Annotated in this window: 24 protein-coding genes; 16 read left to right on the forward strand and 8 right to left on the reverse strand. The window is 37.9% G+C overall.

What is annotated here, in order from left to right; all coding sequences use genetic code 11:
* The first annotated feature begins 343 nt into the window (after positions 1-343).
* Together E6H07_06910 and E6H07_06915 are read left to right on the forward strand one after the other, a co-directional pair.
* Positions 344-955 carry a response regulator transcription factor gene (locus tag E6H07_06910; GenBank protein ID TMI65634.1) on the forward strand — a complete coding sequence of 204 codons (612 nt, stop codon included), beginning with the start codon at positions 344-346 and terminating at the stop codon, positions 953-955.
* A gap of 33 nt (positions 956-988) precedes the next feature.
* Entirely contained in the window at positions 989-4048 is a 3060-nt protein-coding gene (locus tag E6H07_06915) for a hypothetical protein (protein ID TMI65635.1), read from the forward strand.
* On the opposite strand, the gene E6H07_06920 is transcribed toward E6H07_06915, so the two are convergent.
* Positions 4041-4499 carry a regulatory protein RecX gene (locus E6H07_06920; protein TMI65636.1) on the reverse strand — a complete coding sequence of 153 codons (459 nt, stop codon included), beginning with the start codon at positions 4497-4499 and terminating at the stop codon, positions 4041-4043. The two genes, E6H07_06915 and E6H07_06920, sit on opposite strands and share 8 nt — an antisense overlap.
* Before the next feature lie 212 nt (positions 4500-4711).
* Here E6H07_06920 and E6H07_06925 point away from each other — a divergent pair, with 212 nt between their 5' ends.
* From E6H07_06925 to E6H07_06940, 4 genes are all read left to right on the forward strand, one after another.
* On the forward strand, positions 4712-4867 hold the full coding sequence (locus E6H07_06925; protein ID TMI65637.1) for a 50S ribosomal protein L34: 156 nt from the start codon (positions 4712-4714) through the stop codon (positions 4865-4867).
* 99 nt (positions 4868-4966) lie between these two features.
* Positions 4967-5386 (forward strand): ribonuclease P protein component, encoded by a 420-nt coding sequence (gene rnpA, locus E6H07_06930; protein ID TMI65638.1) that lies wholly within the window; start codon positions 4967-4969, stop codon positions 5384-5386.
* On the forward strand, positions 5361-5591 hold the full coding sequence (gene yidD / locus E6H07_06935; protein TMI65639.1) for a membrane protein insertion efficiency factor YidD: 231 nt from the start codon (positions 5361-5363) through the stop codon (positions 5589-5591). The genes rnpA and yidD overlap by 26 nt, the downstream gene beginning before the upstream one ends.
* A 90-nt stretch (positions 5592-5681) precedes the next feature.
* Positions 5682-6311, forward strand: a complete 630-nt coding sequence (locus E6H07_06940; protein ID TMI65640.1) for a response regulator transcription factor — start codon at positions 5682-5684, stop codon at positions 6309-6311.
* Between the two features lie 69 nt (positions 6312-6380).
* Here E6H07_06940 and E6H07_06945 read toward each other — a convergent pair whose 3' ends face one another.
* Positions 6381-6971 carry a Crp/Fnr family transcriptional regulator gene (locus tag E6H07_06945; protein TMI65641.1) on the reverse strand — a complete coding sequence of 197 codons (591 nt, stop codon included), beginning with the start codon at positions 6969-6971 and terminating at the stop codon, positions 6381-6383.
* 87 nt (positions 6972-7058) lie between these two features.
* The gene (locus tag E6H07_06950) at positions 7059-7664 is read right to left on the reverse strand and encodes a superoxide dismutase (protein TMI65642.1); all 606 of its coding nucleotides are present in this window, start codon (positions 7662-7664) and stop codon (positions 7059-7061) included.
* A gap of 159 nt (positions 7665-7823) precedes the next feature.
* On the opposite strand from E6H07_06950, the gene E6H07_06955 reads away from it, so the two are divergent.
* Both E6H07_06955 and E6H07_06960 read left to right on the forward strand, forming a co-directional pair.
* Positions 7824-9179 carry a Gfo/Idh/MocA family oxidoreductase gene (locus tag E6H07_06955; protein TMI65643.1) on the forward strand — a complete coding sequence of 452 codons (1356 nt, stop codon included), beginning with the start codon at positions 7824-7826 and terminating at the stop codon, positions 9177-9179.
* 10 nt (positions 9180-9189) lie between these two features.
* A complete protein-coding gene (locus tag E6H07_06960; GenBank protein ID TMI65644.1) occupies positions 9190-9888 on the forward strand; it encodes a DUF1080 domain-containing protein in 699 nt (232 codons plus the stop codon).
* On the opposite strand, the gene E6H07_06965 is transcribed toward E6H07_06960, so the two are convergent.
* Together E6H07_06965 and E6H07_06970 are read right to left on the reverse strand one after the other, a co-directional pair.
* Positions 9889-10188, reverse strand: a complete 300-nt coding sequence (locus tag E6H07_06965) for a hypothetical protein (protein ID TMI65645.1) — start codon at positions 10186-10188, stop codon at positions 9889-9891.
* Positions 10185-10622 (reverse strand): nucleoside deaminase, encoded by a 438-nt coding sequence (locus tag E6H07_06970; protein TMI65646.1) that lies wholly within the window; start codon positions 10620-10622, stop codon positions 10185-10187. Before E6H07_06970 ends, E6H07_06965 begins: the two co-directional genes overlap by 4 nt.
* Before the next feature lie 31 nt (positions 10623-10653).
* On the opposite strand from E6H07_06970, the gene E6H07_06975 reads away from it, so the two are divergent.
* From E6H07_06975 to E6H07_06990, 4 genes are all read left to right on the forward strand, one after another.
* Positions 10654-12027, forward strand: coding sequence for an aldehyde dehydrogenase family protein (locus E6H07_06975; protein ID TMI65647.1), 1374 nt, complete (start codon positions 10654-10656; stop codon positions 12025-12027).
* Between the two features lie 113 nt (positions 12028-12140).
* Positions 12141-12731 carry a glutathione peroxidase gene (locus tag E6H07_06980; GenBank protein TMI66488.1) on the forward strand — a complete coding sequence of 197 codons (591 nt, stop codon included), beginning with the start codon at positions 12141-12143 and terminating at the stop codon, positions 12729-12731.
* A gap of 3 nt (positions 12732-12734) precedes the next feature.
* On the forward strand, positions 12735-13253 hold the full coding sequence (locus tag E6H07_06985) for a hypothetical protein (protein TMI65648.1): 519 nt from the start codon (positions 12735-12737) through the stop codon (positions 13251-13253).
* Positions 13254-13255: 2 nt separating this feature from the next.
* Entirely contained in the window at positions 13256-13501 is a 246-nt protein-coding gene (locus E6H07_06990) for a hypothetical protein (protein ID TMI65649.1), read from the forward strand.
* Positions 13502-13510: 9 nt separating this feature from the next.
* Here the strand turns inward: E6H07_06990 and E6H07_06995 are convergent, their stop codons facing one another.
* The gene (locus tag E6H07_06995) at positions 13511-13936 is read right to left on the reverse strand and encodes a hypothetical protein (GenBank protein ID TMI65650.1); all 426 of its coding nucleotides are present in this window, start codon (positions 13934-13936) and stop codon (positions 13511-13513) included.
* Positions 13937-14206: 270 nt separating this feature from the next.
* The gene (gene dusB, locus E6H07_07000; protein ID TMI65651.1) at positions 14207-15244 is read right to left on the reverse strand and encodes a tRNA dihydrouridine synthase DusB; all 1038 of its coding nucleotides are present in this window, start codon (positions 15242-15244) and stop codon (positions 14207-14209) included.
* 82 nt (positions 15245-15326) lie between these two features.
* Between dusB and E6H07_07005 the strand changes: the two genes are divergently transcribed.
* Genes E6H07_07005 through E6H07_07015 form a run of 3 tightly spaced genes read left to right on the forward strand, consistent with a single transcriptional unit; the run spans position 15327 to position 17907 of the window.
* Entirely contained in the window at positions 15327-16280 is a 954-nt protein-coding gene (locus E6H07_07005; protein TMI65652.1) for a CPBP family intramembrane metalloprotease, read from the forward strand.
* A 24-nt stretch (positions 16281-16304) separates the two neighbouring features.
* Positions 16305-17192, forward strand: a complete 888-nt coding sequence (locus tag E6H07_07010; protein TMI65653.1) for a phosphatidate cytidylyltransferase — start codon at positions 16305-16307, stop codon at positions 17190-17192.
* A gap of 58 nt (positions 17193-17250) precedes the next feature.
* A complete protein-coding gene (locus E6H07_07015) occupies positions 17251-17907 on the forward strand; it encodes a phosphatidylserine decarboxylase family protein (protein ID TMI65654.1) in 657 nt (218 codons plus the stop codon).
* Between the two features lie 90 nt (positions 17908-17997).
* Here E6H07_07015 and E6H07_07020 read toward each other — a convergent pair whose 3' ends face one another.
* Positions 17998-18726, reverse strand: coding sequence for a noncanonical pyrimidine nucleotidase, YjjG family (locus E6H07_07020; protein TMI65655.1), 729 nt, complete (start codon positions 18724-18726; stop codon positions 17998-18000).
* Between the two features lie 47 nt (positions 18727-18773).
* Here E6H07_07020 and E6H07_07025 point away from each other — a divergent pair, with 47 nt between their 5' ends.
* Positions 18774-19526: an SDR family oxidoreductase gene (locus tag E6H07_07025; GenBank protein ID TMI65656.1), complete on the forward strand. Its 753-nt coding sequence runs from the start codon at positions 18774-18776 to the stop codon at positions 19524-19526.
* The last annotated feature ends 34 nt before the right edge of the window (positions 19527-19560 follow it).

The following is a 19560-nucleotide window of genomic DNA, read 5'->3' on the forward strand; positions in this document are numbered from 1 at the left end:
AAAGACGGGAGATTATTAAGAGTGTGAGCATTTTTCGTTTCAGGTTTTTAGGAGTATCACTTTCGAATGAGGATGTAATTTCGGGTGAAATAAAAAAATTCTTGTAGAGTTAATTCTTTTTTCTACGCCATGGATTGCAGACTTTTACACTGTTTCCCCATTAGTGTGGCGACATATTGTTTTAGATAGAAATTGTATACCAATGCGGTTTTTTGCAGGTTTCGTTTAGTTGAAAGACAGTTAAAAAAGAATTTATAAGAATTGCACCCGCAAGCGGACTATTGTAGAACAAATTCTACCTCTGTGAAATATTAAGTAATTTAAATTCGATATTAATTAGAATATGCAGCCTAAAATTTTGATAGCAGACGATCACAGCATGATAAGAAAGGGATTAAAACTCTTCATGCAACTCAATCTTGGATATAATGATATCCATGAAGCAGGTTCATGCGCCCAACTAATGAAAGAGCTCGTTAAAAAAGACTACACACATCTCGTACTCGATATTATTCTTTCTGATGGAAGTACATTGGAGGTAATTCCTAATATCCGCAAAGTATATCCTGATTTATGGATACTTATTTTTTCCATGCAGCCGGCTGAGGTGTATGGCGAAGCATTGAAACAATATGGCATTAATTATTACCTGCACAAAACTGTAGGGGAAGAAGAAATGCAACAGGTATTACAGCGGTTCCTGAACAGCGAAACACCGTTGAAGAGTGCAAATAGTGAACCATTTCACGATAATCCATTCAGGGCACTGGCCCCGCGGGAACTGGAAATACTACATTATGTATTGAAAGGGATCGGTACAAAGGATATTGCTGAAACCCTTAACCTGAAAATGAATACTGTATCTACGATCAAAACCCGCATTTATGAAAAAACAAATGCCGGGAATATAAAAGAGCTGATGGAACTGGCTACACTTTACAATGTGAATTATTAATGTGGATGCAGTAAATTGTAGCAGCAAGACGCTATGAGAGTAGTTTTTCTTTTCCTGTTTTTTTTATTTGCAATAAAGACTGCTGATGCACAGCAGCAGCAGTTTCATGTTCAGTACTATAATACAGAGAACGGATTGCCCTCTAATGGTATAAAAGGATTACAATGGGATAAACAAACTGGCTTTCTCTGGATAGCTACCGAAGCAGGTATGGTTCGATTTAATGGTTTGGAGTTTAAAACATATAATAGCAACGATGAGCCGCACATTAATAATGAAAGAATATTGTTCCTTGTAAGAAACAACCAGGGCAATATTTATACAGCCGATAATACAGGAAATATTTTTAAGGTAAATAAAAACAGGCTTTCATTTCTTGAGACAAGATTTATCAGCGGTAATGCGAGAAGCAAGATTATTTCAATTGCATTTTCTGAACGGTTGTATAAAAGACTAAAGGATTTCGAAAACCCAGGTGCATATTCGATGCAGTTTAGTAAATTGTTGCCGGCAGATGACAGTACAGGGTTCATACTGCATTCTGGTAATTTTTTTTTATTATCAGATAAAATGAGATCACCTACGCCGGGTCAACTTTCATTTCGTCCTGCAAATGCTTTTAAATGTGGAAATGAAATATTCATCACTGACTCTGTGCAGAATATTTATCTTTTTGATAAGACCAGGTACAACTTAAAAAAAACAGAGTTAATTTTTAACAAAAGCTTTTCTACATTCGATAAACAAAAAATTTTTATTACCTGGGAAAATGGAATGGAATTTCCTGTTTTGTTTTATGAAAACGAAGCATGGAAAATTAAATACGAAAACGGAAAACTGGTGGCCGAATTCATTACAAATGAAGTTCCGCAGGATGCACTTATCCGTTACGTGCAGTATGACGATGAACGAAAAATGCTGATAATCGGAACCGATTCTAAAGGAGTAATTATAATCAGTCAAAACAGGGTGGAATCCTTGCGACACACTGAAGCCGGTATCAACCAGCGTACATCTTATTATTCACAAGTGGAGTTGGACAACGGAAATATCCTGACCAATGAATCACATATAATTGGAAAGAACTCAACAAGGTCCTTAACTGGACCTATACAAGGGGAATTCAGTCCAAATATTTTCCAGGCGGGGGACTCATTATTATTTTATTCCCAGCCAAATAGGCAACTAGGTTACTCCTGTCTTCATAGCTACAACTTCAGAACAAAGAGAACTAAAGTTTACGGTAAGATCCGCGAAACATCTCAAATAGTAATGGCGATGTCTGGGGAAAGGATATATTTTGCGGATGACTTGGGTCTTTTCAGGATAAATGCTGATTCTTTGGAAACAGTCTATACTTTTAAAATTATTGATAGACCTACTATCAATTATAATATGATTGAGATTGAACCGGGTGTATTGGGGATAGCCAATTGCAATTCACTTCGACGATACAATATTAAAACAGGGAAACTGGATACATTATTTAATGCCGGCCAGTACTGTGTCCGTACGATCTGGAAGTATAAAGATTATCTTTTCTTCGGCACCTATGGCGGGGGCTTATATATTTCAAAAAACGGAATTACAAGACAATTGCCGCTGGATAAAAACAAGCACCTGCTGTTTACTCATTGCTTTATACAAGATGAAAATGATTATGTATGGATAAGCACTAACCGCGGTCTTTTCAAAGCAAACCTCACAGAGTTAATAGATGTATTTGAGAAAAACAAGCAGGATGTTTATTATTACTATTATGGTAAGAATGATGGAATGAAAATGACTGAGTTGAATGGCGGCTGTACTCCTTGTGCTATAAGGCTTAAGAATAGAATCATTTCTTTTCCTTCCATGGACGGATTGTTATGGGTAAAGCCCGATGGTGCAAAACCTGTTTTGCCTGATGGAGAAATTTTTATTGATGAAGTGGTGGCTGATAGCAAATCAATTAATCCCGATTCAGTCATCTTTAAAAAACTGCCTGCAAAAACCAGTGAAGTTGTTATTCATTTTGTTGTTTCTGGATGGAGTAACAGGGAAAATATTTATATCAGCTACAAGTTGAATGATGAAACAGAATGGCGGCCAGTAAATATTGAGAAGGGAATGGAGATACGTTTTAATAATCTTCCGCCCGGCAAGTACAAACTTACTATTCGTAAACAAAATGGATTTGGAACAGATAATTATACTTATAAGGAAATCGAATTTTATATAACCGTACCCTGGTACAAACAATGGTGGTTTAATATCATCATGCTGGGGCTAATAGCTTTATTATTTATGTGGTATTATAATGTACGTACCCGCCAGTTGCGGCAAAAACAGGAAAGGTTGGAGAAACAGGTAGCTGAAAAAACAAAAGAACTACAACAGAAAACAGAGGTGCTGGAAAAAAGTGATGGTATAAAAACAAGGCTTATTTCTATAATCAGCCATGATATAGTAACGCCATTAAAGTTTATAACCGTAGCCGGAAAAAACCTTGTGGATAAGCGTAAACTGATGACGGATGAAATGCAGGAGGAAACGATACGGGAAATGGTGAACACTACACAGGAACTTCAACTGCTTTCTACAAACATTCTTAACTGGATAAAATATCAGAATGAAAACCGTCGGTTAGCCAAAGAAACATTTAGCCTGCGTGAATTGGTCAACCAGGTGTTGGGTTTATTGCAATCGCTGGCAAAACAAAAAGGTAACACTATACATAATAGAGTGGCTACGAATCTTGAAATTTATCAGCTTTATGAACCCGTAAAGATCTTAGTGTACAACCTGCTAACGAATGCTATCAACTTTACAGAAAAAGGAAATATATATGTGGAAGCAGAATACACATCTGGCAATATAATTATCAGGGTAAAAGATGAGGGGGTGGGTATGACAGTGGACCAAATACAAAGACTGCTGGCAGATGAAGTGGTGATCACTGCAGCAAATGTAGATAACAGGAAAGGTCATGGCCTTGGTTATCTTATCATCAAAGACCTGGTAAAAACAATGAATGCAGTTTTACAAATTGAAAGTGAAAAGGGAGATGGAACAAAAGTTTCGGTTTATTTCCCGGTGAATCATGCTAGTTAAAAAAATTATATACCAGCCCTGATTCATATCCCTTTTGAATTAAATAATCAATCGTTTTCTTTTTTCGTATCAGGTGCTGTTCGCTTTTTAATGCAGCGTATCTTTTTTCTCCCAATTGTTTTAATGTTTCAATATAGCCGGCTTCGTCAATCTGCTGCAATGCTTTTTTAATGCTGTAGTCGCTTACCTGCTTTTGTTTCAACTCGTATTTAATTTTTACCCGGCCCCATTGTTTTTGTCTGTACTTGCCACCGGCAAATTGTATCGCAAACCGCTCCTCGTTCAGGTAGTCATCTTCTATCAGGGTGGCTATAATTTCATCATGATCGGCTTTCTTTACCCCTAGCTGCCATAGCTTTTCTCTTACTTCAGCATGGCACCTTTCCTGGTAACGGCAGTAGTGTCTAAGCTTTTGTAAAGCTTGCTCCTTTGTCAAAGTCTTCCTATACATTATTACAAAATAACATCAAAGACATTGAGTTTCAGCGATAAGCCAATTGTAAAACCGCGACAAAATAAAGTTGATAATCAGCTTTCCCCGAAAGGCTCATTCCCTTACCTTTGCCATCCTTTCACAAACCGGTGGTGTGGTGACTACTGGCGGAAATGAAACCAGGGGTCGTTCTCCCGATCCATATTTCAAAATGTGAAAAATTAAGAATAATGAAACGTACATTTCAACCTCATAGGAAGCGCCGTAAATCAGTGCATGGTTTTCGTAAACGTATGAAAACCGCTAATGGCCGTAAAGTATTGGCAAGTCGCCGTGCAAAAGGCCGCAAGAAATTGAGCATTTCCGATGAAAGCAAGCTGAAATAATTCCTGCCCCGCTGAAAAGATGGGTTAGTTTATTGTAGTCCCGCCTTCTGGCGGGACTATTTTTTTATTCAGAATAATCTGTGTAAATCTGTGAAACCTGTGGCAAAACAATTCACATTAGGAAAAAATGAACGGCTCAAAAGCCGTAAGCAAATTGATCAGTTGTTCAGTGAAGGGAAGAAGTTTTCAGTAACCCCGTTCAGGATATTTTATATAGCACAGATATTGCCTGAAAAAGATCCCCAGACGAAAGCCATTCAGTTTGGTGTCGCGGTATCAACCAAAAACTTTAAACGTGCAGTTGACCGGAACAGGATAAAGCGATTGACAAGAGAAGCATGGCGGTTGCAAAAAAATGAACTGGCCGAAGAGTTAAAAATAACCGGCAAGCAGCTGAATATCTTTTTTGTTTACAACAGTAAGGAGTTGCCTGATTTTAATTCAGTGAAAGACAAAGTAGCCTTAGCTTTGAAAAAGTTATCCAGCATAATCAATGAAAACAATACTTCAGATACTTAGCTTACCCTTTATTGCATTGATAAAAATTTATCAATGGATCATTTCCCCTATTCTTGGCCCCAAGTGCCGCTACACACCTACCTGCTCGCATTATGCTGTAGAAGCATTAAAGAAACATGGATTATTTAAGGGATTTTGGTTAGCTGTGAAAAGGATTAGTCGTTGTCACCCATGGGGAGGCAGTGGGTACGATCCAGTTCCTTAAACACTTGTTTGTATTAAATTAAGTGTCGCTTTATTTAATGTTATATCACCACTGATAAAATTTGTATCTTGTTTATATAAAAAGATTTCATTGGTTAAGGTTTCTATTATTGAAGATGATAAACATTTCCGGGAAGGATTAGAGCAATTGATAAATAATACTTCCCGGTTTAAAGTATTACATAGCTATGCTTCCGCTGAAGCAGCCCTGCCTCATCTTATTAACAATCCTCCTGATATAGCAATTGTTGATATAAAACTTCCTGGAAAAAATGGAATTGATTTGATTGCAAATATTAAATCCGGGTTGCCGGATATACTCTGTATGGTATGTTCTTATTACGACGACAATGAATATATTTTTAATGCATTGAAAAATGGAGCAGTGGGCTATATTATCAAAGATGCAAGACCCAATGAAATACTGGAGTCGCTGGAGGAAATTAGCCAGGGTGGTGCACCCATGAGCCGCTATATTGCCAAAAAGGTAGTGAGTGTTTTTCAGCAAAAAACTGTTCATAAACTGGCAGAACTCTCTGACAGGGAAAACGAAATTCTTAATCTTGTTGCAACGGGTCTACATATAAAAGAAGCCGCGGATAAATTATACATCAGCCAGCTTACAGTGAAATGCCATTTAAGAAATATTTATTCAAAGCTGCATGTTACCAATAAAGTGGAAGCCATCAACAAGCTGAATAATAATAATAATTTCTTTTAATAAAATCAATGCCGCTCAAATGAGCGGCTTTCTGATCTTGCAGATTTTTTTCAAACTGTTAAGTAGGAGTTAAGCTACTTTTTTATTCTTAATAAACTGGCTGCGTATACGGCTGAGTGATTCAGGAGTAATACCGAGATAACTAGCTATTTGTTTAAGAGGTAATCTTTTTTCCATGTCAGCGTATTTGGTAATGAAAGTACAGTAACGTTCATCTGCGGGTTGACTTAAATTCCCAGCTACTCTTTCCTGTAAAGAGACAAATGCGTTTTGTAAAAGATGACGAAAAAATTTTTCAAACTTGGGTACTTTAATATAGAGTTCTTCCAATGCAGATTTTTCGAGACAAAGCAATTCAGAATCTTCTAATGCATCGATTGTATATTTTGCCGGTGTATGAGTTAAAAAACTATACATATCACCGGTCCACCAATCTTCAATAGCAAACTGGATGATATGTTCCTGCCCTTTTTCATCAATTGTATAAGTACGAAGACACCCTTTGTTTACAAAATATTCATGATGACTGATATCACCCTCCTGCAACAGGTATTGTTTTTTCTTTAGTTTTTTTACTTTCAGTATAGAAGTAAAGAATTGTTCTTCTTCCGGAGTAAGGGTAATGAAACGGGAAATATTTTTTAATATGAGATCGTACATTTTTTAAATTTAAAAATAAAGCCGCCCGGTATAAAAGGCAGCTTTAAACAAAGTGATATTGTAAACTAGTTTTGAAAGTTTGGTTTGTTACCTGGCTGCTGCAAATCTTTCCGCTACTTTTTTCCAATCTACTACATTCCAGAATGCGCCTAAATATTCAACACGTCGGTTCTGATATTTTAAATAATAAGCATGCTCCCAAACATCCACTCCCAAAATCGGAGTTCCTTTTACTTCTGCCACATCCATCAGGGGATTATCCTGGTTAGGTGTTGAAGAAACTTCAAGCTTGCCATCTTTTATTATTAACCATGCCCAACCACTCCCGAAACGTGTCATACCTGCATTCGCAAATTTTTCTTTAAACGCCTCAAAAGTTCCAAATGCATCATGAATTGCTTTTGCCAGGTCACCGGCAGGAGGGCCGCCTGCATTTTCATCAAGGCTTTCCCAAAAGAAAGTATGATTCCAATGACCACCGCCATTATTACGAACGGCAGGAGAGATCTTGCCTGCACTCTTTACTAATTCTTCTAAACTCTTATTTTCATGTTCTGTGCCGGCAATTGCTTTATTTAGATTGTCAACATAAGCCTGGTGATGTTTACCATGATGTATTTGCATAGTCGCTGTGTCAATATGAGGTTCCAATGCGTCATGTGCATATGGAAGGGGTGCTAATGTAAATGCCATAAAAATTAAGATTTAATCTGGTGATATAATGTTTTGTCAGGACAACAAATTTACGATTGAAACAATGATGCCAAACAAATTCATTTTTCGAAATATGGAATAAAATTTTACCAGCTTATCCATTTTAATGTAACTTTCTTGCATAATAAAACAAGCATTATGCCGAACGATACTGGAAAATCACGCCGGAGTTTTATACAAAAAATAACCGGCGCTGCCCTGGCGGCATCAACTCCGCAATTACTCAATGCGACTGTAAAAGAAGAGCAACAGGAGATCAAGCTCCGTGAGTATTATTCAGCCAATGATAATATTAATGTGGCCCTGATAGGAGCCGGTGGTATGGGGACAGCTGATGCATTTATGGTTCGCACTATTCCGGGTGTAAAGATCGTTGCTGCCTGTGATCTATTTGATCCGAGATTGGAAGCTGCAAAGAAGAATTTCGGGGCCGACATTTTTACAACAAGAGATTATAAAGAGATTTTATTAAGGAAAGATATAGATGCAGTGATCGTTGGCACACCTGATCATTGGCATAAAGATATTTCGGTGGATGCGATGAATGCGGGTAAACATGTGTACTGCGAAAAACCAATGGTGCAGCAAATAACTGAAGGTGCCGCCATGGTAGAAACACAGCGAAAAACCGGAAAAGTGTTGCAGGTTGGTAGCCAGGGTATGAGTTCTGTTGGAAATGAAAAGGCAAAAGAATTATTTGAAGCAGGTGCAATCGGGCAATTAAATTATGTTGAAGGCTTTTGGGCACGCAATACACCCGGCGGTGCCTGGCAATATGATCTGCCTGCCGATGCTAATGACCAGAATGTTGATTGGAAACGTTTTTTAAAAGATAAACCGCAACTACCTTATGACCCCAAACGGTTTTTCCGCTGGCGTTGCTTCAAAGATTATGGCACAGGAGTAGGTGGTGATTTGTTTGTTCATTTGCTGTCAAGCTTGCATTACATCATTAGTTCGATGGGGCCAACAAGAATTATGTCAACCGGTGGCATACGCTACTGGAAAGATGGGAGAGATGTACCTGATATCTTGTTAGGAATGTTTGATTATCCGAAAACAGATAAACATCCTGCATTTAATTTATCCTTGCGGGTAAATTTTGTTGACAGCAATCCAGATGGTTCTTATTTCCGCTTAGTGGGCAATGAAGGAAGCATGACTGTGGAGTGGGAGAAAGTAACATTGACAAAAAACTTTTCATACCCGCCGGATAATTATGCGCAGGTGCTGAAAGAAAAACAATATGCACCGGATTATGATAGAAAGAAAATTAAAGACCCCGATGTAACTGTATTTAAGGTGCAGGATGGATATAAGGGTGCACATTATGATCATCATTACAACTGGATTCGTGCCATACGTGGTGGAAAAGCAGTTGTTGAAGATGCGTTGTTTGGTTTCCGTGCCGCAGCACCTGCTTTGTTGTGTAACGATAGTTATTTCCAGGAAAAACCTGTTAAATGGGATCCGATTAATTTAAAATTGGTTTAAAAAAAATTATATGAAAAAAACAATTGTAGCATTCGCGGCATTAATTATGATAATGTCTTTTATGCCTAAACAAAAAGATAATACACTTTCAAAAAAAGAAAAAAAAGAGGGCTGGGTTTTATTGTTTGATGGCACATCCATGAATGGATGGCGCAATTATCAAAACCTTGCAGCAGAAGGATGGGCTGTAGCCAATGGCGAACTGTATTGTAAGGAAGCCGGTGTATCTAAACGAGCCGATTTAATTACAGCGAGCCAGTATGAAAACTACGAATTGCAGATCGATTGGAAAATTTCGCCAAAGAAAAACAGCGGCATTGTTTATATGGTGACAGAAGATAATGGGGCCAGCTATGAGTCGGGTCCGGAATATCAACTGATTGATGATCTTGGCTATCCTGAAAAACTACAGGAAAAACAATATAGCGGAGCCAATTATGATATGGAGGCACCTTCAGCTAAAGTTGCGAAACCAGCAGGTGAGTTTAATCATACAAAAATTGTGATCAATAAAGGTCATGTTGAACATTGGCTGAACGGAACTAAAGTTGTTGAGTATGAGTTATGGTCAAAAGAATGGGAGCAACAAAAAGAAAACAGCAAGTGGAAAAATGTAAAGCCCTACGGGATGTCAAAAAAAGGATATATCGCTTTGCAGGATCACGGGGGTGGTATTGCTTTTAAAAATATAAAGATTAAGCCGCTTTGATCATTTTAACCGATTAAGCTTCTTGCCTTTCTCAGTGAATGTTTCTACAATGCCTCTTGTTTGCAGATCAAGGAGAATAGAGATAGTGTACCAAGGAATTGATTTTTTAAATTCCGGCATTTTCTTTTTTATAATTTTTACAACATCATCGGATAGATCAGTAAATGTTTTTCCCCTGCTTCTTTTAAGACTTTGAAGTATAGCTGCTTTGATAGGTTCATAAACTGTCGCATCAATTTTCATTTCCCTGCCGGTGCGGGGATGTGTGGTAGTAGATTTTGTTGCTTTAGCCTTACTCATCTTTTCTTTTTAAAGAAATCTTTCATTAGTTGGGAACATTCTTCTTTTGATACACCACGTATCAATTCTGTTTTTGGATGAAAGGGCCAGTTAGTGCCAGTTGTTTTTTTATAGCCATTCTTTTCATCATCTGCGCCATAAACGATTTTTCCAATTTTGCTCCAGTATAATGCACCGGCACACATCAGGCAGGGTTCAACAGTAATATATAAAGTTGCTTCCGGTAAATATTTTCCGCCAAGATTATTAAATGCTGAAGTGAGTGCAATCATTTCGGCGTGAGCAGTAGGGTCATTCAGTTTCTCTACCATATTATGACCACGGGCAATCAATTTTTCATTCAGCACCACGATTGCGCCAACAGGAACTTCATCTTCTTCAAAAGCTCTTTTGGCTTCCTTCAATGCCAGCATCATAAAATATTCGTCTGTCATGATTTTATTACCTTGTAACAAATTTAACTAAATGGCTTTGATAAATGAGCTGGAAAAAATGCGAGGCTATTATGACAGCGGAGCCACCCGTTCATATGAATTCAGGAAAGGCCAGCTTTTAAAGTTCAAAAAGGGGTTATTGAAATACGAACAGGAAATTTATGATGCATTATATGCTGATTTGAAAAAAAGTAAAGAAGAAGCTTATGCAAGTGAGTTGGGCTTATTACTGGGCGAAATAAAGATGACATTGAATCACCTGAAGCAATGGATGGAGCCAAAAACGGTTGAAACAGAAATGGTGAACCTGCCCGCATCCTGCAAAATATATCGTGACCCCTTTGGCGTTGTGCTGATCATTGCCCCCTGGAATTATCCTTTACAATTGTTGCTGGTTCCTTTTGTTGGTGCCATAGCAGGAGGCAATTGTGTTATTCTTAAACCCTCCGAGTTTTCTTCTGCTACCAGTTTTCTTATTCATAAAATGATCTCAGAAATATTTTCACCGGAATATGTAAAAGTGGTTGAAGGCGACGGCGCAACTGTAATTCCTGAGATGATGAATGCATTCCGTTTCGATTCTGTTTTTTATACCGGAAGCGTACCTGTAGGAAAAATTATTTATAGATCTGCTGCAGAAAAACTCATACCCGTTACGCTGGAGTTAGGAGGGAAAAGTCCTGGTATTGTAGAGGCAGATGCGAATCTGAAAGTAGCAGCAAGAAGATTAGTATTGGGTAAATTTCTGAATGCGGGACAAACCTGTGTCGCACCCGATTATTTACTGGTTCATTCATCTGTTAAAGATGAATTGGTAAAGCAATTGATCATTGCCATTGAAAAATTTTATACGAGTAACTCTGTAGACGATTATAATTATGGAAAAATAATTAATGAAAAAAGGTTTGATAAACTTATCAGCTACCTCCAGCAGGGTAAAATATTGTATGGCGGAAAGCATGATCGCAGTAAGTGCTGGCTTGAACCTACGTTAATAGAAAGCGTTTCTCTTGATTCAGCGGTAATGACAGAAGAAATTTTCGGGCCTGTGCTGCCAATAATTACATTCAATACAACTGAAGAAGCGATGAATGTGGTGAAACAAAACCCTGATCCACTGGCCTTTTATCTTTTTACCAGCAGCACTAATAAACAAAAACAATGGATTGAGAACACTCCGTTTGGTGGGGGCAGCATCAATGAAACAGCTTGGTATTTCGCCAATAAGAGTTTTCCTTTTGGTGGTGTGGGCAATAGCGGTATCGGCGCTTATCACGGGAGATACACATTCAATACTTTTACCCGGGAGAAACCAGTGATGAAGGCGCCAACATGGTTTGATCCATCAATAAAATATCCACCAATGAAAGGAAAGTTGAAAATATTTAAGTGGTTTATCGGGTAGGTTCTATGAAAAAGAAACTAATCACGGTCCTTAAAAAAACATTTATTGTTCTGCTGATGTTATTAATAACATTCAGCGGCTATGTTTATGTGGTAACAGCTAATACAAAAAATATGACTATACGACAACGTGTGTTGAAAGCGGTTTATCCGGCATTTACCTGGTTGGGAAGAGTAACCGGCAAGAACAGTAAAGTGTTCAATAATGATTCAACACTTGCACCTAAGCAATCATTGTATGATCTATCCTTTACGATGAATAACGGAGAAACGATTCCCCTTTCAACTTATAAGGGTAAAAAAATTTTACTGGTAAATACAGCAAGTGACTGTGGCTATACTGATCAGTACGAAGATCTGCAAAAACTTTATGAGGAAAATAAAGATGGCCTTGTGATCATTGGTTTTCCGGCTAATAATTTTAAGGAACAGGAAAAGGGGAGTGATGAAGAGATAGCAGAGTTTTGCAAATTGAATTATGGTGTCACCTTCCCACTGGCGAAAAAAAGTAGTGTGGCTCCCGGCCCGGATCAGCATCCGGTTTTTCAGTGGCTTACTGATAAAAATAAAAATGGCTGGACCAATAAAAAGCCTAGCTGGAATTTTTCAAAATACCTGGTGAATGAAAAAGGAATTCTTGTAAATTATTTTGATCCTTCAATTTCTCCCACAGGAAGCGAAGTAAAAGCTGCCATAAAAAAATAAAGCATGTTTTCAAAAGCTGATATCGAAAAATATTTTAATGCTGAAAAATCAGAAAGCGGTTTGTTCATGACGATCGGAATTGTAGCTATTGTAATATCCATTATCTTTTTCTTTTTTCTGAAAACAGAATTTTATAAAGGTGCAGCCATACCATTGGCGGCAATTGGTTTATTACTTGGCGTTGTTGGTTATACTGTTTACAAAAGAAGCGATAATGATCGTAAACAGAACGTCTATGCTTATGATATGAATCCTTCTGAGCTGAAAGAAAAAGAAATTCCGCGGATGCAAACAGTAATGAAGAATTTCATCTTATATCGCTGGATTGAGATTGTTCTTGCAGCAGCTGGAGTTGGCTTATATTTTTATTTTATCCGAGATATAAAACATGATTTCTGGCGGGGACTAGGGATTGGGCTGGCTGTTATGGCATTACTTGCATTGACAGCTGATTATTTTGCAGAAAAAAGGGGACATGCTTATTTTAAAGGGCTTATATCTTTCACAACAAAAAATTCCTGAGTATGACATACAATGACTGGATCGGCACTCTCGGTGTCGGCATTATATTGCTAGCTTATTTTTTTAATACAATTAAAATGATTCCTGAAAACGGGAGACTGTTTTTTGTTTTAAATACTCTTGGCGGAGCATTGAGTTGTTATGCTGCCGTGCTGATAGACTTTATACCATTTGTTGTGTTGGAAGCTATCTGGACTGTTGTGTCGGTTTATGGATTGTTCAGCCGTCGGGACGCTACAGCGGCCTGACGGTCCAAGTTAATAGAGCTTTTCAATAGTAGCATCATCTAAATCAATCAAGCTACTATGAATCAAATCTTCGGTTGAGATGCCAGATAGTTTGAAAAATTTCTCCTTATTACATAAAGTGCCATTTCTTAGCCCAGCGTAATCAGGATATGATGAATAAGGCCAATCCTTAATTTCCCTGACCAAATCTGCTTTAAGAGGATTTCTATGTATGTAGTGTAAACAATTAATTAGATAACTTTCCTGCTTTTCATCTATTCTCTCAACCAGGATCTTTGCTTTTGTTTTTTGCTGAAATAATGAGCCAGTTGTTTTGTTCTGCTTATTTATAGCCTGCGAGTAACTGCTGAGAAGAATACCGACTTTGTATGCAAATTCCTGCATTGGTTTACCTCCAAACGATGCTCTTTCTATAACCGATTGTTCTGTTGCCATAATGATTAAATGAAAATGATTTGGCATGAGGCAATAAGCAATAACTGATGAAACAGGAGAAAGTTGAGTTCTTATTTTATTTAGAAAAAATAAATAGTTCTCATCTCTGAAAAAAATTCGTTGCTTGTTGTTGCCCCGGTTGTAGACATGATAAAATTCATTTGGAGTAAGATTCATGGTATAGAGTTTTAGTTGTTACTAAAGAACCTCTATAATAAATTTAAATGAAATTTCTCTATTACGGTTCAGGCCGCTTTCAGCGTCCCGACCCTATACCGGGCATTTTTCATGATAGTTCACCAGCTCTATCGCTGATTTTTCAAATTCAAAGCCTGAGTAGGTAACAACAATTTCATTCAGCACTTCATCAATTTCTTCAACTGTTTTTAATGTGACCAGTTTATTGCGGTATTCTTTTATATTGGGAAGACCTTTTAAATAATTTGCATAATGCCTGCGCATTTCATTGATGCCAACTATGGGATTTTTCCATTCTACCGATTTATATAAATGTTTGCGGCATACATCTACCCTGTCTTCAATGGTTGGTGGCGGCAGGTACTCACCTGTTCTTACAAAATGTTTTATTTCATTAAACACCCATGGATAACCAATAGCAGCACGGCCGATCATAATCCCATCCACACCATAACGGTTCTTATATTCCAATGCTTTTTCCGGTGAATCAATATCACCGTTACCAAAAATGGGGATTTTAATTCGTGGATTGTTTTTCACTTTTCCGATCAGTGTCCAGTCAGCTTCACCTTTATACATCTGTGTTCTTGTTCTGCCATGAATAGCTAATGCTTTGATGCCGACATCCTGTAATCGTTCAGCAACCTCTTCAATATTCTTTGTGTTATCATCCCAACCCAATCTTGTTTTTACAGTAACGGGCAACGAAGTTGCTTTTACAACAGCAGAAGTAAGTCGTTCCATCAGGTCAAGATCTTTCAATACGCCGGCACCGGCACCTCGCAATGCTACTTTTTTTACAGGGCAACCGAAATTTATATCCAGCAGATCGGGATTGGTTACTTCCACGATCTTTGCTGCCATTGACAGACTTTCTTCATCACCGCCAAAGATCTGAATACCGACAGGTCTTTCATAATCGAAGATGTCAAGCTTCTTCCGGCTTTTGATAGCATCACGGATCAAACCTTCACTCGAAATAAATTCGGTGTACATCAGGTCAGCGCCTTTGTCCTTACATACAGCACGAAAAGGCGGATCACTTACATCTTCCATGGGGGCAAGAAGCAACGGGAAGTCAGGTAATTGTATGTTATCTATTTTGACCATTTAAGTATTCAATAATCAATGTTAAATGCTCATTGATTACATTTGAGCCTGCAAATTTACAACTCAAACACCAGAGAAACGAATGTCACATCCGGCAACAAAAAAAACAGATTATTGGTCCCAGTTTGCACTATTAGCAGCAATTACCGGCGGCGGATTTATCCTTGCCGCACTTATTTCTGTTATACCTATATTGGTGAGCAGTGATTTGAAAGGGCTTTCAGGGTTATCTTCCAAAGAACTAATGAATAAGATATTAGTACCTGAAAATGCAAACATGCTCAGGTTGGTGCAGTTTGTTTCCACATTCTTTTTGTTTTTTGTTCCGGCATGGGCTTATGCAAAATATTGTCATAAGAAACCATTTACACACCTGGGTTTTAAAAATAAGGTGAGTATCGGGCAGGCAGGAATTGTTATTGTAATTATGATTGCCTGTTTGCCAATGGTAGGCGGCCTTACTGATCTAACAGAGTCATTACCCTTTTCTAAAGAGATGTTTGAAAAATTCAAAGCCGCTGAGGAAGAATACAATGCACAAATAAGCATTATTGGTAAAATGGACAGCTTTCCTGAATTCCTGCTTTCATTATTTATGTTAGCTATTCTACCGGCTTTATTTGAAGAGGTATTGTTCAGGGGTGCAGTACAGAATTTATTCAGCCGCTGGTGGAAGATGCCGATACTTGCAATTATTGTTACTTCCATTTTATTCAGCGCCGTGCATTTTTCTTATCTCGGGTTTTTAAGCAGGGCAGCGTTGGGATTTGTGCTCGGCTGGATGTATTACAGGTCAGGAAATATCTGGCTCAATATCATTGCCCATGGAATTAATAATGCAATAGCATTAACCGCAATGTATTTGTCAGTGGAAGAACCGGAAGCTCCAGGTTGGTTGGGACTTGTATCCGTAGTTGTAGTAATAGGTTTATTTTTCCTTTTTGAGAGGATCAGTAAAAATCAGATCAACAAACCCGGTGAGGAAGTGCTGATAGACTATGAAGACATGAATAAACCTTCCTGGACACAGCAATAGATCAAACGAGTTTATAAGATACGCATGGCTTTCAATCTCCAGACATTTAAAACAAGAACACTTACTGCAATCATTTTTGCAGCGGTAATGCTCGCCGGCTTGCTCTGGAATCATTGGAGTTTTCTGGTTTTATTTTCTATCATTCATTTTGGTTGCTGGTGGGAGTATTTTAACCTGCTGGAAAAAATTCATAACACTATTTATCATCGTTATACTCGTTTTGGTTTTATGCTGATCGGGTATGCACTCATGCTTTGGTTTTGTGGACCGGCGTATGAAATCAATGGCTATAGTCTAAAAGAGAATTTGTCATTCCCGGTTTCAATTGCTGGTTTTGTTTTTTTGATGATGGGGATATTTCAGAAAAATAAAATCAACCTGAAGGCATTTGGAGTTGCAGCATTGGGGTTGGTTTATATTTCTTTGTGTTGGGGGCTGATAATGGATTTGAGAAGTATGGAACTTTTTTATATTCCAGGTAAGGATAATTGGTATGATAAAGGGTGGATTATTCCTGCTATTATAATTGGCAGTATTTGGATAAATGATACAATGGCATACATAGTTGGTTCCTTTATTGGTAAAACACCTTTATCAAAGGTTTCTCCTAAAAAAACATGGGAAGGAACAATAGGAGGAATTTTATTGTGTGTAGGAGTGTTCATATTATTTACTTTAAGCCAATATGAATATGCACATGGGTTTATTTTCAGGAATCAAATAATAATAATATCGGCAGTCTCTTCCATAATTGGCACCTTCGGCGATTTATTTGAAAGCAAACTCAAGAGAATGGCCGGAGTAAAAGACAGTGGCTCGTTTATGCCCGGTCACGGTGGGTTTCTCGATAGATTTGATTCTTTGCTATTTGCAATACCTGCTGTTTGGTTATTTGTTTACTTTGTTCTGTAATAATTTTTTCCTACTCGCTACTTGCCACTAACCACTCCCCATTTCCTATATTTGCCGCATGACAATTCATAAAGAAGGATATAAAACGATTGCTATTGCTACTATCCTGTTTGGAGTAATAAATATTCTTTCATTTTATTATATAAGTCTACCGTCACCAGTTATCAGCTGGATCATTTTTATCGGAACCCTTGGTCTATTACTTTTCCTGATCTCTTTTTTCCGTATCCCCAACAGGCAACTCACGGTTGATGAATCAGCCATCGTTGCTCCTGCAGACGGAACAGTAGTGGCGATAGAAGAAGTACAGGCGGATGAATATTTTACTGACCGTAGAATACAGGTTTCTATTTTTATGAGCCCTTTGAATGTGCATGTGAATCGTAACCCGGTAACAGGCGAAGTGAAATACAGCGAATATCATAAAGGAAAATATCTCGTTGCCTGGCACCCTAAATCATCTACAGAAAATGAAAGGCATTCAGTAGTTTATAATAGGGACGGCAAAGAAATTCTTGTAAAACAAATCGCCGGTGCTTTGGCCAAACGTATCTGCAATTACCTGCAACCCGGCATGCAAATAAAACAAACCGCAGAAATGGGTTTTATTAAATTTGGCTCAAGAGTCGATCTCCTATTACCATTAGATGCAAAAATTGAAGCTAAAATTGGCGATAAGCCACAAGGTGGGGTGACAGTGATAGCGAGATGGTGATTAATGTGCGGATGTGATGATTTGAAAATGTACGAATGAAAGCCAGTTGGTAAATTAATCTGCAAATCCGCACATTGGCTAATTCGCAAATCAAAAAATATCTTCCAATTCTTTTAATGAGTACACAGTATAAGTTGGTTTGATCACAGGCTGAGCATTCACATGGTTTACAAAAACCTGGTCAATACCTGCATTCATTGCGCCAACAATATCTACGTCGATATTATCGCCCAGCATTATACTTTCTTCGGGCTTTGCATTTGATTTAAGGAATGCAAATTCAAAAATTTCTTTATTTGGTTTCAGGCTATTACTTGCTTCGGAGGTTATTACTTCAGTAAAATATTTTGTCAGACCGGAGTATTTCAATTTGCTATGCTGTACTTCTTCGAACCCGTTGGTGATAAGATGAAGAATATATTTTTTATCAATAAGATAATCAAGTATTTCGTAGCAGTAAGGAAATACATGTGTTCGGGTTGGCAATAAATCTATAAATCCTACATTCATTTTCTCGGAAAGTTCTTCATCGGCAATTTTAAAATCCAATAAAGTAAGTCGCATCCGCTTTACCCGCAACACATCTTGTTTTATTATTCCGTTCCGGTATTCTTCCCAGAGTTTATCATTATAAACCGAATAGTTCTTATAAAACAGATCAAAATCATAAACACCTTTTTCTTTTAAATCCAGGTTGTCGTATAAGTATTGAAGACTTGAACGGGCATTGGCTTCATAGTCCCACAGCGTATGATCAAGATCGAAGAAAAGATGTTTGTATTTACCCCCTGCCCCTAAAGGGGAGTTATTAGTTCCCATTATTGTAAATTGCTTATGTAATTTGCAAACCTAAACTAATAAAAGGAATGCCAGAAAATGTGAAGAATATTTCAAACACCCCTTTAGGGGATGGGGGTAAGATAGTTTTTATAACAGGTGCCTCAAGAGGGATTGGTAGATCTATTGCGGATATATTCGCTGCAAATGGATATGATCTCTATCTAACATCCCGCAGTGATGTAGCCTTGTATAAGGCAATGGAAGAACTGCAGAGAAAATATCCTTCTGTTTCAATTAAAGCCAAAGCATTTGATTTAAGCAAGACTGATGAGGCAAAAGCTGCAGGCAGTTGGGTATTGAATTCTGGGATTGTTCCTGATATCCTTGTTAACAATGCCGGTTTGTTTGAGCCGGGAAGTGTACACAATGAGCCAGAAGGATTGCTCGAAAACCAAATGGCCATTAATGTTTACAGTGCTTATCATCTTACCAGAACATTGTTGCCGAAAATGATGGAAAGAAGATCGGGTCACATTTTCAATATGTGTTCTATTGCTTCCCTTCATGCTTATCATAACGGCGGAGCCTACAGTATCAGCAAATATGCGATGCATGGCTTTAGCAAAAACCTGCGGGAAGAAATGAAACCGCATAATATCAAAGTAACTGCCATTCATCCCGGTGCTGTGCTTACCGATTCCTGGGGAGATTATGATAACAGTAAGAAACGGATCATGGAAGCAGGGGATATTGCTAAAATGGTTTATGCTTCATCACAGCTTTCGCCTGCTGCATGCGTGGAAGATATTGTGATCAGGCCGCAATTGGGCGATTTATAATTACTGGTTTCCGCTTATCTATTTCTTTCCTCAT

The organism is Bacteroidota bacterium (assembly GCA_005882315.1).
Lineage (GTDB): Bacteria > Bacteroidota > Bacteroidia > Chitinophagales > Chitinophagaceae > VBAR01.

What these genes read in the sequence shown, in the direction of transcription:
- E6H07_06910 (TMI65634.1), top strand. Translation starts at nt 344, where the DNA reads ATGCAGCCTAAAATTTTGATAGCAGACGATCACAGCATGATAAGAAAG.
- E6H07_06915 (TMI65635.1), top strand. Translation starts at nt 989, where the DNA reads ATGAGAGTAGTTTTTCTTTTCCTGTTTTTTTTATTTGCAATAAAGACT.
- E6H07_06920 (TMI65636.1), bottom strand. Translation starts at nt 4,499, where the DNA reads ATGTATAGGAAGACTTTGACAAAGGAGCAAGCTTTACAAAAGCTTAGA.
- E6H07_06925 (TMI65637.1), top strand. Translation starts at nt 4,712, where the DNA reads ATGAAACGTACATTTCAACCTCATAGGAAGCGCCGTAAATCAGTGCAT.
- yidD (TMI65639.1), top strand. Translation starts at nt 5,361, where the DNA reads ATGAAAACAATACTTCAGATACTTAGCTTACCCTTTATTGCATTGATA.
- E6H07_06945 (TMI65641.1), bottom strand. Translation starts at nt 6,971, where the DNA reads ATGTACGATCTCATATTAAAAAATATTTCCCGTTTCATTACCCTTACT.
- E6H07_06950 (TMI65642.1), bottom strand. Translation starts at nt 7,664, where the DNA reads ATGGCATTTACATTAGCACCCCTTCCATATGCACATGACGCATTGGAA.
- E6H07_06955 (TMI65643.1), top strand. Translation starts at nt 7,824, where the DNA reads ATGCCGAACGATACTGGAAAATCACGCCGGAGTTTTATACAAAAAATA.
- E6H07_06960 (TMI65644.1), top strand. Translation starts at nt 9,190, where the DNA reads ATGAAAAAAACAATTGTAGCATTCGCGGCATTAATTATGATAATGTCT.
- E6H07_06965 (TMI65645.1), bottom strand. Translation starts at nt 10,188, where the DNA reads ATGAGTAAGGCTAAAGCAACAAAATCTACTACCACACATCCCCGCACC.
- E6H07_06970 (TMI65646.1), bottom strand. Translation starts at nt 10,622, where the DNA reads ATGACAGACGAATATTTTATGATGCTGGCATTGAAGGAAGCCAAAAGA.
- E6H07_06975 (TMI65647.1), top strand. Translation starts at nt 10,654, where the DNA reads ATGGCTTTGATAAATGAGCTGGAAAAAATGCGAGGCTATTATGACAGC.
- E6H07_06980 (TMI66488.1), top strand. Translation starts at nt 12,141, where the DNA reads ATGACTATACGACAACGTGTGTTGAAAGCGGTTTATCCGGCATTTACC.
- E6H07_06985 (TMI65648.1), top strand. Translation starts at nt 12,735, where the DNA reads ATGTTTTCAAAAGCTGATATCGAAAAATATTTTAATGCTGAAAAATCA.
- E6H07_06990 (TMI65649.1), top strand. Translation starts at nt 13,256, where the DNA reads ATGACATACAATGACTGGATCGGCACTCTCGGTGTCGGCATTATATTG.
- E6H07_06995 (TMI65650.1), bottom strand. Translation starts at nt 13,936, where the DNA reads ATGGCAACAGAACAATCGGTTATAGAAAGAGCATCGTTTGGAGGTAAA.
- dusB (TMI65651.1), bottom strand. Translation starts at nt 15,244, where the DNA reads ATGGTCAAAATAGATAACATACAATTACCTGACTTCCCGTTGCTTCTT.
- E6H07_07005 (TMI65652.1), top strand. Translation starts at nt 15,327, where the DNA reads ATGTCACATCCGGCAACAAAAAAAACAGATTATTGGTCCCAGTTTGCA.
- E6H07_07010 (TMI65653.1), top strand. Translation starts at nt 16,305, where the DNA reads ATGGCTTTCAATCTCCAGACATTTAAAACAAGAACACTTACTGCAATC.
- E6H07_07015 (TMI65654.1), top strand. Translation starts at nt 17,251, where the DNA reads ATGACAATTCATAAAGAAGGATATAAAACGATTGCTATTGCTACTATC.
- E6H07_07020 (TMI65655.1), bottom strand. Translation starts at nt 18,726, where the DNA reads ATGGGAACTAATAACTCCCCTTTAGGGGCAGGGGGTAAATACAAACAT.
- E6H07_07025 (TMI65656.1), top strand. Translation starts at nt 18,774, where the DNA reads ATGCCAGAAAATGTGAAGAATATTTCAAACACCCCTTTAGGGGATGGG.